The following is a 12879-nucleotide window of genomic DNA, read 5'->3' as shown; positions in this document are numbered from 1 at the left end:
ATGTATCGAATAACCGCCTACAGGGACCAAGGTTCCTGCCATTCGTCGGGTGGTTCTGGCGTGGCGTCGAAGCGGTTGGATCGCTGGGCCAGCAAGTCAACTTTCTGGACCGTGGCTTCGCTTGGCGAATCTTGGCTTTGGTGTTCGATGTTCCGGTGGGGCGCGGTCTCGTGAATGTGGAGTTGCTCAATCAGAGCGAGACCTTGCTCGATGACATCTTTGATTACGGACTCGCCCGGGACGAAACCATCATCGTCCTCCCATCCAAGCTGCTCGGCGGATACGGCGGTTTTGCAGATTTCCAGGATCTCGTCCCAGACGCTGCCCAGCAGCAGGTCGAACTGCCATCCCGTCTCGTTGCGGCCGAACCGGTTTTCGCTGAGGAAGCTCATGAAAACGATCTCCACCGGATCGATGCCTTTGTAGGCGGCCACGGCCACTCGCAAATCTTCCCAGCGCTCGTCATTGAGAAAACGTTGCCATTCCAGCTTGTTGTCGAAGTCGAAGTAGCTGGCGAAAGCGAAGGTCCCTTCCTGAAGATCGACGGCGCAGAAGACGTCGAAGAAGGTCAGGAAATCGGTGTAGCGGCGCATGAAACGCTGCAGAGCGTCGCGTCCTTTCTCCGTCGGCGCGTACTTTTCCTGATCCTTGATTTGAATGAAGTCCCGCGTCAGCAGCCATTCCAGGATGGGCTCCAGATCTTCCTCCTCCCGCTCCAGCATGAGCTGGAAAACCTTGGGAGCGTTGATCATGTACTCCAGTAGATAGATGGCAGCGAACTGCTGCTTCTGGGTCTCGCTAACGGTGTAGTTGGTTTTTTCCGACATGGGAAACTAGAACAAGGCGCCGAGAATCAAGGCCAGGCCGATGGCGGAAGCGCCCTCGATCAAGGCGGCTCCCCAATTGCGGTCCTTTGAGATTTCGTCATCCAGCAAGGATCCCGGAAGGATGAAGCGATCGATGGCGAAACGGCAGACGGAGAGGAGAAAAACGCAGATCACGAACCAGACCGCGAGACCCAGTAGGGAATCGCTGGATACGATATAGCTGGAGAGCAGCATGCCGATCGCGGCGAGGGTGATTCCGAAGCCGACGCCCGCCGCGGCGTTGTCGCGCTCGATTTCGTCGTGCAGATCGTAGGCGCTGATCTTTTGGTAGACCATCGCGAAGAGGATGAAGGCCGCTTGAGCCACCACGAAATAGATCAGGGTGAGGAGGATGTCCGCAAGCAGGCTGCCGGAGGATTCGCCGTAGGTGGCGGCTTTGATCATGAAGGCCGATCCGATGTAGGAGCCGGCCTGCACGGCGCCGGTGCCGATGTTCTGGTCTTCCACGAGCTCCTTGGTGTTGCTGAAGCGACGCAGCAGCAGCTTGTCGTTCGCCACGCGGGCCACTTGCAGCAGGGCGATGCCGAAGAGCGACCAAAGGACGGTGCCGCCGAGGTCGCGTAGCAGGATGTTGGTATTTGGATTGACCGCCTGAGCGGAAACGTCTTGGCGAAGCACGCCCCAAAGAATGATGCCGATGCCAAGGATGTATCCAGAAAAGGATACGGCGATCGCTTTGTTGTCCTTTTGCGTCAGTTCTTGGGAGAGCTGGTAGGGGGTGCAGAGGTCGTTGACCCACTTGCCGATCCACAGGATGACGATCGAGATGCCGAGGAAGACGATGGCGAGGGGGTCGATGAGGGAGAAAACCTCTTCGGTGCCGAACAATTCGTTGAGTGATTCCATCTTGTTTCTCTTTCCGAAAAGGGGTTATTTGCCGCCGCTGCGGAAGCTGGAGGAGCTGCTGCTGCGAAAGCTAGGCGAGGAGGATTGGGTGGCGCTGGATTTGCCGAAGCCGCCGCTGCGGATCTGCTTGGAGGGATTGCGGGCTTGAAAGCTTTTTTGGGAGGCCGTCGGGTTTCTCAGCGGCGCTTTGATGTTGGTCGCGTTCTTGGTGGCGTTGGGAGAGGTGGGGGTCTTGCTGAGCGTGGAGGAGTTCGCTTGCGACCAGCTGGAGCCTGATCGATAGCTGTCCGCTCGACGCTGATAGTTGTATCCACCCATTGGAGTCCAGCGACGATAGTCGTTCGGGTAGTTGTTGTAGCCCCAAGGCGAGCTGTAGTAGGGACGGTTTCCGCTGAAGAGCCACCCTAGGATAAGGAGATCGGTGAGAGAGGTGCGGCTGTGGTAGTAGTGGCTTTGGCCATACAGGTGTGGGTTTCCGTGGGTCTGTATGTTCGCCTGTCCGTCAGAGGTCTTTTCGATCTCGATAGTGGCGACCTCCTGGGTTTGGTTTTCGCCAAGGTCGACGGTGAGAGAGAAGCCTTTGACGTCGCCTTCGCCGTATTCGGTGACCTTTATGTAGTCCACCAGGCCGTCCTCGTCGAGGTCGAGGTTGTTGACAGCTACTGCGGGGTCGTTGAGCAGCCGCTCGAATTCCGCTCCGGTGCTGGCTCGTTTGACCATTTCTCCGACCGCTTGCAGGTCCAGCCCGCTCGCGGCGTCTTGGATGTTGGTTTGCTGCACGGTGACCTGGTAGGTGTCGTTGTAGCGAATGCGATTCGAGCAGCTCGAATAGAACGAGAGCAGGAAGAGGAAGGCGAAGATGCCGAGTCCGATTTTGAGGAGAGAGCTCATGGGCGCTGCGAGAGGTTAAGGCTTCGAAGGTTCATATCGACTAGGCATTAGAGGATGCCGCGCGTTTCCTTCCAGGCGTCTAGATAGAAGGTGTAGATGCAGGGGTTGGTGATGGTATTCACCTCGGTTCGGTCGGTATGGAGTTGGTTTTTCGCGAAGACGAGGGAGGCCTCGACGATTTCGGGTGTAAGGTAGCGGGTGGGGGCAGTCAAGGAGGGGATTGATCGCAAGCGCTGGCGTATGCCGTCCGCGCTCTGGTGGCTGTCTCGTCCGCCGATCCACCATCCCCACTCGCCGAAGGAGGGAACGTTGTCGTGATAGGGCGCGACAGCCAGTCCCGCAGACTGCATGGTGCGACCGATGCACAGGAATGCTTCTTTCGCGTGGTAGGGGCTGGTCGACTGCTGGGCGAATATGCCGTCGGCGCTAAGCTTTTGTCGAAGGAAGCCGTAGAAGTGCTGGCTGTAGAGCTTGGCCAGCTCCACGGAATTGGGATCGGGGAAGTCGATGATGATCACATCGTAGAGCCCGGGCGCTTGGGCCACGAACTCCGCTGCGTCGACGTTGATGACTTGGACTGGCGGCAGGTTGAGGGTCTGGTTCTGGTCGATGCCTCCGGATTGGGCGATGCGTTGGATCTGCAGCGATGCGTCGGTTTGGAAGGCTGTATTGGCGATGGTGGATACTTTGGAGGAGCGCAGGCTGCCGTGGTTGAGTTTTAGAAAATGCTCATTGTCGCGAGCCAGTTCCGTCATCACTGGGTCCAAGTCCACCAAGGTGACCTGGCCCACGTCGTCGTATTTCAAGACCTCGCGCAAAGCCAATCCATCGCCTCCGCCCAAAATCAACACCCTGTCGCGCCGAGGGGCGATCGACATGGCGGGGTGGACCAGGTGCTCGTGGTAGATGTGCTCGTCGTAGCCGTTGAACTGCAAGTGGCCGTTGATGAAGCAGGACATGACGCCGGCACGATTTTCCGTGAGCACGATGTGCTGGTACTTGGTGGTCGTGGAAAAGATGATACGGTCGCGGTAGAGGCGTTGCTCCGCGGTGGCGGTCCAGTCCTTTTCGAACGCGAAGCCGATGCCGATGGCTGCTGCTGCGAGCAAAAGGCAAACGTACAGTCTGCTGGCTTTTTGGACCCGGTCTCGAAACGCCGCTACGAAAAGCAGGCAGGCGAGCAAGGTGGTGAGCGACAGGATGAGTCCGGTCTGCACCATGGAGAAGGTGCGGAAGAGGAAGAAGACCCAGATGAGGGCTCCGATGAGGGCTCCGATGTAATCCATTTTCAGGATACGGGCGAGGTTGCTCTTAACATCGCTGGAAAACTGCTCGTTGATTCGGGTGAGCAAGGGGATCTCGAAGCCGATCAGGATGCCGATGGCGCTGACCAGAAGGTATTGCGTGAGCACGAAGTGGGACGGCAAGGCGCTGAAGACGTGCAGCATCAGCAGCGAGCTGAAGCCGCCCAGCAGGGCCAGTGCGATCTGGCTATAGGCCAGCGTATCCACGACCTTGCGATCTGGGATGTGTTTCTGGATCTCCGCTCCGAGGCCCATGCAAAACAGCATCACCGCGATGACGATGGCCCACTGCTGCACGGAGTTTCCCAATATGTCGGAGGCGATCTTGCTCAGCGTGTATTCGTAGGCCATGCCGCAGCCGCCCATGATGAACATGACGATGGCGATGGCCCAGGTCTGTAGGCTGCGAGAAGAGGAGCCGAGCTTCGATTCGATAGGTAGCGAGGAATGGGAAACGGAGTCCATTTCGGAAGGGAGAGCGATCAGTTCGCGCGGTCGCGGCTTTGCAGGAAGTCGTCAAACCAGGCTTGAGCCTGGGCGTGTGAGGAGAAGGCGCCGTCGAGCTGGGCTTCGTATGCCGACTCGAGAAGCGATTTGAAATCCGGATTGGGTTTGAATCCGCGGGCGATGAGGTCGCGGCCTTGCAGGAGGGGCTTGGGGGCGGATTCCTTGAGATCCAGTTCTTGGATACGCTGTTTGAACTGGGCGAGACGCTTGTCTTGGGCTTTGGAAACGAAAGGCGGGCGTCCTCGATGATCCGACACCATCACATAGTGCAGCTCTTCGCTCGTCGCGGGGGCGAGGCGCTTGGAAAGGCGACGCAAACTGGCGTCGCTGTGACCGCCCTCCGGTACGGTATTGAGAAAGTGGTGATTGCCGACCAGTCGCATGACCTTGTCGCGGATCAGATGCGGGGCTCGCATGCGGTCGAAGAACTGCTGGGCAAGCCAGACGCTGTTCGTGTCGTGGCCCGGGCTGATCCAATGCTTGGCGCCGCGCTTGAGGGCCCACCGAGTGCTGCGAGCCTTGCCGAGGTCGTGGCAAAGCGTGCCGAAGGCCAGCAGGGCTCGTTTGGTGGGGGGAAGCGAAGCCCAATCGGTGTGCTGGATCAAAGCGTCCAGGCAGCAGCAGGTGTGAGCCCAAACGTCGCCTTCAGGATGCCATGCAGGGTCCTGCGGCAGCCCGACCAGCGCGTTGAGCTCCGGGAAGTGCGGCAGCCAGCCGCTGTCCTGCAGAGCTCGCAGGCCGTGGGAGAGGGAGGTGGAGCGGCTGGCCCATTTTTCCCATTCGCCCCAGACCCGCTCCTTGGAGAGACTGTGGAACTCGTTGCGGATGGCGCGGCAGAGGGCTGCGGTTTCCGGATGGAGACTCATGCGAAAACGCCCTGCGAACTGCATGCCGCGCAGCACGCGAAGCGGGTCTTCGCTGAAGGCGGGGCTGACATGGCGAAGGATGCGGTTTTTCAGGTCGTCGAGACCGCCGCAGTAGTCGAGCGCTTGCTTGCTGGCCGGATCGTAGAGCAGGGCGTTGATAGTGAAATCGCGTCGCTGCAGGGCGTCGAACTCGCTCATTCGGGCGTCCGCTTCGATGGCGAACCCTCGATGGCCCGTCCCGCTTTTGGATTCGCGGCGCGGTATGGCGAAATCGTACTCCTCGCCCCGTGTCCACAGCTTCACCACCGCGAAGGACTTGCCCACCAGATCGGTCTTCCCGATTTGGGACAGCTTTTCCGAGATGGCGTCTAGATCGAGGCCGTAGACCTCGACGTCGAAGTCCTTGGGAATCAGGCCCAGCAAGGCGTCCCGCACGGAACCGCCCACGATGCGACAGCGTCCTCCCGCATTTCGCAGGGTTTCGATGGCGCTTTCCAGCGGTCGCGGAAGCTCGAGAGCTAGGGGCTGGCGTTTAGGTTCGACAGGCATGGGAGAGAGAGGAGGCGGCTTCTCGGAAGCCTTACCCCCGCGAGGGCAAACGGTTACTCGGATTTCGATTCCTGAATGCCTCGGTTCTCGATGGCCAGCAAGATCCAGCCCGCGATGAAGGCGAGACCGCCGAGCGGCGTGATCGGACCCAGCAGTTTCCAGCCGGTGAGCGCAAGCCCGTAGATGGAACCGGAGAAAAGCAAAATGCCTAAAACCCACAGCGGCACGCTCCACTTGGCGCGGAGAGAGCTGCCTCGGGAAACTACCGCCAGCAAGGCGACGGCATGAATAAGATGGTACAGTACCGCGGTTCTCCAGGATTCGGCGCTCCCGTTTTCCGCGAGGAGGTCTTTCAGCGCGTGGGCTCCGAAGGCCCCGAGGACAATGCCAAGCGCGGCGATCAAACAGACGAGGGTGAGACGGTTCATCAGGCAGAATGGGGTTGCGACTGGAATTGGCTATGATTTTGAATAATCAAAATAAAAACTTGTAACGTCCAAAATTATAATGCGTAAACGGAATGGTTCGCTCCGCCTCTGGGGCGAGCTATTAATAGAACGAAAGACTGACTCAGATGATGCTACGCGCAACCCTCCTCATGGCGCTTCTTGCCTTGCCTCTGCGGGCGATTTCCCAGGAAAGCAGTGTTTTCTCCGAACTGAAAGTGACCAGTCTCTATCAGGACCGCGGTTTCCAGCTAGGCGACTTCACGCTTCATCCCTCCATCGAATGGGCTGCCTCGGACTGGTATGCGGGCTTTTTCGCGGCCTTGCCGCTGGAGAACCGGTCGGCTCCGGACCGCTTCGAGAACGAGTACGATTTTTACCTGGGAAAGGGCTGGGCTGCAGGAGATCGGGTCTTCTGGGATGCCGGCGCGACCTTCTACGCCTACGAGGACAGCGATAGCAGTTTCGAGACCTATCTGGGAGTGAACGCCGAGCTCGGCACCTTTTCCCCTTCGCTCTACGCCTACTACGATTTCGATCTGGAGGCCTTCACGCTAGAGCTTTCTAGCGGGGTGGCTTTGCCGCTGGATGGGTTTCCGGGCGAGGTGAAGCTCTATCTCGGTCGCATCGAGACTCGGGATCAGATCGACTACACCTATTACGGGGTGGACTTGATCTATCCGATCGAGGTGGGCGATCAGATGAGGCTTGAACTCGGAGTGCATTACGCGGACAACGACATCGGTCTGGGAATTCCAGATGAGCATCTCTATGGAAGCGTATCCTTGAGCTACGGCTTCTAGCGAGGCTGCGCTTTCCCAAAAATAACCAAGTAAACCATTGACAAGGCCTCCGCGAAGGCTAGGAGTTTTGCTCTTTTTCTCGAAATCCGATGAAAACATTTCTCGCTAAAAAGGAAACGGTACAACGCAACTGGTACGTGATCGACGCTAAGGATCAAGTGCTTGGCCGTCTCGCTGTGAAGATCGCCAACGTCCTGCGCGGTCGTAACAAGCCTACCTACACTCCGCACGTGGACACGGGAGACTTCGTCGTTGTCATCAACGCAGACAAGATCGCCCTCACCGGCAAGAAGGGGGAGCAGAAGCAGTACATGTTCTACAGCGGTTACGTTGGCGGCGAAAAGCGTCTGAGCGTCGCGCAGATGCAGGAGCGCCAGCCGGATTTCGTGGTCAAGCACGCCGTCAAGGGCATGCTGCCGAAGAACCGTCTCGCTCGCAAGATGCTCACCAAGCTCAAGGTGTACGCTGGCGAAGAGCATCCACACGAAGCACAAAACCCAGAGGCTCTCTCCGTCTAACCTAGGAAAGCCCACTCAGAATCATGTCAGTCGAATCAAACGTTTTTCTTGGCACTGGCCGTCGCAAGACCGCTGTCGCTCGCGTTCGTCTTCAAGAAGGCAGCGGCAAGATCGTGGTGAACGGCAAGGAGTCGGAAAGCTTCTTCTCGCACGAGAACTTCCAACGCATCGCCCTGTCTCCGCTCGCAACCGCAGAGCTCAAGGACAAGGTCGACATCGTGGCGAAGGTGCAAGGCGGCGGCGACAGCGGACAAGCTGGCGCGATCTCCTTGGGCATCGCCCGCGCCCTTCTCAAGCTCGACGCCGAACTGCGAGCTCCTCTCAAGCAAGCTGGTCTGCTCACTCGCGACCCGCGCATGAAGGAACGTAAGAAGGCTGGTCAGCCAGGGGCACGCAAGAAGTTCCAATTCTCGAAGCGCTAAACCGCTTTATCTCAGAATTTTTCGAAGCCCTCACTGGTCACCGACCATGAGGGCTTTTTCTATTTTCATGCCAAGCATCCAACCAAGCGCCGAAGCCGGACCCAGGATCGAAACGGGAGATCCAACGGGGGCGCCTTCTGAATTCCTCACACTCAGTTTCACTATAGTCCAATGAACGCAGCAATCGTAGGCGCCTCCGGCTACGGAGGTGAAATCCTAGTCAAGCTCCTCGCCGCTCATCCGAAGGTCACGCTTAAGGCCGTCACCTCGCGCAGCAAGGCGGGCCAGCCGGTGAGCGCCGTCATCCCGGCCATGCGGGGCGCGCTTGATGATATGCTTTTTGAAGCCTCTGATCCTCAGGAGCTTGCGGCTCGAGAGGATATCGATGTCTATTTTCTGGCCCTGCCGCATGGAGCGGCGGCGGAATACGCCCGGCACTTGGTGGACGCGGGCAAGAAAGTGATCGACCTGAGCGCCGACTTTCGGATCTCCGATCCCGCGATCTACGAGGAGTTCTACGGGGCGCCGCATCCAGATGTGGAGCTGCTCGGCCGGTCGGTCTACGTGCTGCCCGAACTCACGGAGGACGGCTGGCAGGAAAAGGACCTTTTCGCCTGCCCCGGTTGCTACCCGACCAGCATTCTCATTCCCCTGCTTCCACTGCTCAAAGCGGGCGTCGTGTCCAAGCAGCACATCGTGGCCAACGCCTACAGCGGCACCAGCGGCGCCGGCAAGCAGAGCAAGGAGGCCTTTTCCTTCTGCGAAGTGAACGAAAGCGTGAAGGCCTACGGTCTTCCCAAGCATCGGCACCTTTCGGAGATCGAGGAACAGCTCGGGATGGCGGCGAGAGAGAAGATCGTCATCCAGTTCAACCCGCACCTCGCCCCCATGAACCGGGGCATCGCCACCACCATCACGGTCCCATCTAACGGGGCCAGCATCGAGCAGCTCTACGAGGTCTGGAATGCGACCTACGCGGACAAGCCGTTCGTTTTCGTATTGCCGCAGGACCAGCGCCCGGAGACCAAATACGTGGTCGGCACGAACCGGGTCGACATCTCCGCGGTGAAGGACGATCGGACCGGAAACTTCGTCATCACCTCCGCCGAGGACAACCTTGTCAAAGGGGCCAGCGGCCAGGCCATTCAGATTCTCAACCTCTGGCAAGGCTGGGACGAGACCGCCGGTCTGGTCTAGATCTCCCTCTCCTAGCAGCCAGCCTTTCGCGAAACCGTTCTACCCGACTCATCTTTTCACTATGCCAACTGAAATCACATTCACCCAAAACACTGCAGGAGTAACGGATCCGAAAGGATTCTTCGCGAAGGGAGTCTCCGCCGACATACGCCGCAAGGGTAATGATCGGTTGGATACGGGAATCGTCTTTTCTAGGAAGCCGTGTTCCGCTGCAGGCGTTTTCACGAAGAATCGGGTGAAGGCGGCTCCGGTTCTGGAATGTGTTAGGACGCTCGATTCGGGTGCCCCCATCCATGGCATCGTGGCCAACAGCGGAAACGCCAACGCCTGCACGGGCGAGCAAGGCAAGAAGGACGCCGAGGCGATGGCTCGGCAAGCCGCCGCGGCCTGCGGGGTCTCGGCAGGTAGCTTCCTTGTCTGCTCGACCGGACGCATCGGCGAGTTGCTTCCCATGGACAAGATTTCCGGCGCCATCGCTAAAGCAGGAGCCGCTGCTGCGGCAGGCGAGCCCGACGGCGAGTCCTTTTCCAACTGTATCCTCACTTCCGATACGCGAAAGAAAACCTGCACCGCCAGCTTCGAGGTCGACGGAAAAAAGGTGACCCTCGCCGGATCCGCCAAAGGCGCGGGCATGATCCAACCCAACATGGCGACCATGCTGGCCTTCGTGACCACTGACATCGCCGCCGACAGCGCCACCCTGAAGTCGCTTCTCTCCGAAGTTGTGAAGCGGACTTTCAATGCGATCACCGTCGATGGCGACATGAGCACCAACGATACCGTCCTGGTTTTGGCCAATGGCGAATCGGGTGTATCGCTTGATGGCGCTTGCCTCGAGTCCTTCAAGGAGGCGTTGTTTCGGATTTGCGACGCCCTTGCCGACAAGATCGTGGCGGATGGGGAGCGCATCACCAAGGTAGTGGAGCTGCTCATATCGGGAGCGGACTCCGAACAGGGCGCGGAAAACATCGCCCGGGCCATTGGCAACTCGTTGCTAGTCAAAACCTCCTGGTTTGGAAACGATCCGAACTGGGGCCGGTTGATGGATGCCCTCGGCTACGCAGATTCCGAATTCGATCCGGACGGGATCGATATCCACTACGGAGATGTTCCTGCTCTTGTATCCAGCACTCCGATACCCGAAAACAAGCCGAAATGGAAGGAGATCGTCAGCCAGAAACGCTTCACCATTCGCATCGACTTGCATGCCGGAGACGCTTCCTATCGCCTGCGGGCCACCGATTTGACCGAAGGCTACGTCGACTTCAACAAGAGCGAGTAGCGAATTGTCACCGATCCATGGCGCGAATCCTCTCGAATTCCTTATAATCCAATCAGAGAATCTCCCTTTTGTGACGTTTCGAGCGATTCGATAAGACGCTCCCTTTCTTCCCTTATTCCCTCTAGATCAATGAACATGCAGGAAATCATTTCCAAAGCTGCCGTACTGGTGGAGGCTTTGCCATACGTGCAGAATTTTCGGGGATCTATCTTCGTTATCAAATACGGAGGTAGTTTTATGGACGATCCGGACCCGGAGATTCGGGCGCGGGTCGCTGGCGACATTGCTTTCCTCTCCGCAGTGGGTATCCACGCGGTCGTCGTTCATGGTGGCGGCAAGGCCATCACGCGGGCTCTCGCGGAGAAGAACATCGAAACGAAGTTCGTCAACGGTTTGCGCTTCACGGATGGAGAAACCGTTTCCGTGGTTCGGGATGTGCTCAGCCGGCAGGTGAACAGTGAAGTTTGCGAGATGCTGCAGATCCGCAAGGATCATCCCCTAGGAATTCCTGGTGAGAACGTGCTCCAGTGTGAAAAACTGGATACGGATGTAAACGGTGATCCTGCGGATTTGGGCTACGTGGGAAATATCACCACGGTCAAAGCGAAGATCATCAAGAAAGCGATCAAAGACGGCTACACTCCGGTCATCTCTCCCATCGCCGTGGACGAGAAGGGGCAGTACTACAATGTGAACGCCGATGTCGCAGCCGCCTGCGTGGCTAGCGCTTTGAGAGCTCGACGCTTGGTCTACATGAGCGATGTTCCAGGGCTTCTATCAGATCCCAAGAATTTGGATACGTTGATTTCTACCTTGAAGGTGGGTCAGGTCAACAAGCTGAAGAAGGATGGAACCATCAGCGCTGGAATGCTGCCAAAGATCGACAGCGCCATCAAGGCTCTGGACGCGGGCGTGCACCGTGTCCACTTCATCGACGGGCGCCTCCCGCATAGCCTTCTTCTGGAAATCTTCACCGATACCGGCATCGGCACGGAAATTATCCAATAAGTTTGTGCCCACGAATAACACAAATATACTCGAATCGATTCGTGAAGATTCGAGAAACTCGTGGGTGAAGGAAAAACCTGAAACACATCATGACTACACAAAACACCGAGCAGCTTTATAAGGATAACGTACTCGGCAATTATGGATTGCCGCCTATCACGTTTACCCGAGGCCGCGGCGTGCGTGTATGGGACGATGCGGGCAAGGAGTACATCGATTTCTGTTCCGGCATCGCAGTATTGACCCTTGGACATAGCCACCCGAAGCATGTATCCGCGATTCAAGCGCAAGCGGCGGAGCTCATCCATGTCAGCAACTTGTATCGCAATCAAAAACAGGCTTTGCTGGCTGCCGAACTAAACCGGAAAGCCGGTGGCGGCGGAAAGGTGTTTTTCTGCAACAGCGGAGCGGAGGCCAACGAGGCGCTGATCAAGCTTTCGCGTCTCTATGGAAAGGCCAAGTCAGGTCAGGAGGCGAAGCAGTTCAAGGTGATCGTGGCGGAAAAGGCCTTCCATGGCCGGACCTTCGGCGGCATGAGCGCCACGCCTCAGGAGAAGATTCAAGGCGGATTCCGCCCTTTGGTGCCGGGATTCGAGACGGCTCCGCTCAACGATTTGCCGGCCTTCGAAAAGGCGGTCGACGAGTCGACCAGCGCCATTTTCGTGGAGACCATCCAGGGAGAAGGGGGAGTGAATCCGTGCGAAATCGAGTTTCTTCAGGGCTTGCGGGCGCTTTGCGACGAAAAAGGAATCTTGCTGCTCATCGACGAGGTGCAGTGCGGTATCGGAAGATCGGGTACGTTTTTCGCCTTCGAAGAGGCGGGCATTCGCCCCGACGCGATTGGCATGGCGAAGGGGCTCGGCGGAGGCGTTCCCATCGGCGCGGTTTGGATCGACGACAAGCATGCGTCGCTCTTCCACGCAGGCTCGCATGGCACGACCTTTGGCGGCACGCCTCTGATCTGCGCCGCGGCGCTAGCGACGCTGGAAGTTCTCGACGAAGAGCAGCTCCTGCAGAACGTGCGGACGAACGGAACGTATTTCGTCGAACAGTTGGCAGCGCTAAAGGCCGAGTTTCCCTCCTACGTCCTCGATGTCAGAGGACGTGGATACATGCTTGGCATTCAGATCGCCGAAGTTCCGCTCGAAATGGTTGTCAAGCTCAGAGAAGCGGGACTGGTAGTGCCGCCAGCTGGTGGAAACGTGATCCGTTTTCTTCCGCCGCTCATCGCAAGCAAGGCTGATATCGACGAGGCTCTCGCAATCGTGAAGAACGTAGTAGCGTCTCGGGTAGCGGAGTTGTCCGCGACACCGGCGTAAGTGAATCCCCAATACGAAGTAATCGAAACTCAAC

General features: G+C 58.0%; 13 protein-coding genes. 7 read left to right on the top strand and 6 right to left on the bottom strand.

Annotation, left to right across the window (positions count from 1 at the left end; genetic code table 11):
- Positions 1-17: 17 nt before the first annotated feature.
- From QEH54_RS14340 to QEH54_RS14315, 6 genes are read right to left on the bottom strand one after another with little or no spacing between them, the layout of a single operon-like run.
- Positions 18-827: a hypothetical protein gene (locus tag QEH54_RS14340; protein WP_309019384.1), complete on the bottom strand. Its 810-nt coding sequence runs from the start codon at positions 825-827 to the stop codon at positions 18-20.
- 6 nt (positions 828-833) lie between these two features.
- Positions 834-1733 (bottom strand): DUF350 domain-containing protein, encoded by a 900-nt coding sequence (locus tag QEH54_RS14335; RefSeq protein ID WP_309019383.1) that lies wholly within the window; start codon positions 1731-1733, stop codon positions 834-836.
- A 24-nt stretch (positions 1734-1757) separates the two neighbouring features.
- Positions 1758-2624, bottom strand: a complete 867-nt coding sequence (locus tag QEH54_RS14330) for a hypothetical protein (protein WP_309019382.1) — start codon at positions 2622-2624, stop codon at positions 1758-1760.
- A 47-nt stretch (positions 2625-2671) separates the two neighbouring features.
- Entirely contained in the window at positions 2672-4393 is a 1722-nt protein-coding gene (locus QEH54_RS14325; protein WP_309019381.1) for a polyamine aminopropyltransferase, read from the bottom strand.
- 17 nt (positions 4394-4410) lie between these two features.
- Entirely contained in the window at positions 4411-5850 is a 1440-nt protein-coding gene (locus QEH54_RS14320; protein ID WP_309019380.1) for an HD domain-containing protein, read from the bottom strand.
- A gap of 53 nt (positions 5851-5903) precedes the next feature.
- Positions 5904-6278, bottom strand: coding sequence for a DUF423 domain-containing protein (locus QEH54_RS14315; protein WP_309019379.1), 375 nt, complete (start codon positions 6276-6278; stop codon positions 5904-5906).
- Positions 6279-6424: 146 nt separating this feature from the next.
- Between QEH54_RS14315 and QEH54_RS14310 the strand changes: the two genes are divergently transcribed.
- The 7 genes from QEH54_RS14310 to QEH54_RS14280 all read left to right on the top strand — a co-directional run bounded on the left by QEH54_RS14310 (position 6425) and on the right by QEH54_RS14280 (position 12845).
- Positions 6425-7099: a hypothetical protein gene (locus QEH54_RS14310; RefSeq protein ID WP_309019378.1), complete on the top strand. Its 675-nt coding sequence runs from the start codon at positions 6425-6427 to the stop codon at positions 7097-7099.
- A gap of 89 nt (positions 7100-7188) precedes the next feature.
- A complete protein-coding gene (gene rplM / locus QEH54_RS14305; protein ID WP_309019377.1) occupies positions 7189-7617 on the top strand; it encodes a 50S ribosomal protein L13 in 429 nt (142 codons plus the stop codon).
- A gap of 23 nt (positions 7618-7640) precedes the next feature.
- Complete coding sequence (gene rpsI, locus QEH54_RS14300; RefSeq protein ID WP_309019376.1) at positions 7641-8039, top strand: 30S ribosomal protein S9; 399 nt, start codon at positions 7641-7643, stop codon at positions 8037-8039.
- A 171-nt stretch (positions 8040-8210) separates the two neighbouring features.
- Positions 8211-9236: an N-acetyl-gamma-glutamyl-phosphate reductase gene (argC, locus tag QEH54_RS14295; protein ID WP_309019375.1), complete on the top strand. Its 1026-nt coding sequence runs from the start codon at positions 8211-8213 to the stop codon at positions 9234-9236.
- A gap of 61 nt (positions 9237-9297) precedes the next feature.
- Positions 9298-10518 (top strand): bifunctional glutamate N-acetyltransferase/amino-acid acetyltransferase ArgJ, encoded by a 1221-nt coding sequence (gene argJ, locus QEH54_RS14290; protein ID WP_309019374.1) that lies wholly within the window; start codon positions 9298-9300, stop codon positions 10516-10518.
- A 129-nt stretch (positions 10519-10647) separates the two neighbouring features.
- Positions 10648-11526 carry an acetylglutamate kinase gene (argB, locus tag QEH54_RS14285; RefSeq protein WP_309019373.1) on the top strand — a complete coding sequence of 293 codons (879 nt, stop codon included), beginning with the start codon at positions 10648-10650 and terminating at the stop codon, positions 11524-11526.
- A gap of 89 nt (positions 11527-11615) precedes the next feature.
- Positions 11616-12845, top strand: a complete 1230-nt coding sequence (locus QEH54_RS14280) for an aspartate aminotransferase family protein (protein ID WP_309019372.1) — start codon at positions 11616-11618, stop codon at positions 12843-12845.
- The last annotated feature ends 34 nt before the right edge of the window (positions 12846-12879 follow it).

It is taken from the genome of Pelagicoccus sp. SDUM812003 (genome assembly GCF_031127815.1).
In the GTDB taxonomy this organism is placed as follows: domain Bacteria; phylum Verrucomicrobiota; class Verrucomicrobiia; order Opitutales; family Opitutaceae; genus Pelagicoccus.
Note: the sequence above shows the minus strand (reverse complement) of the source record. Positions and strands in the feature narration are given on the sequence as shown.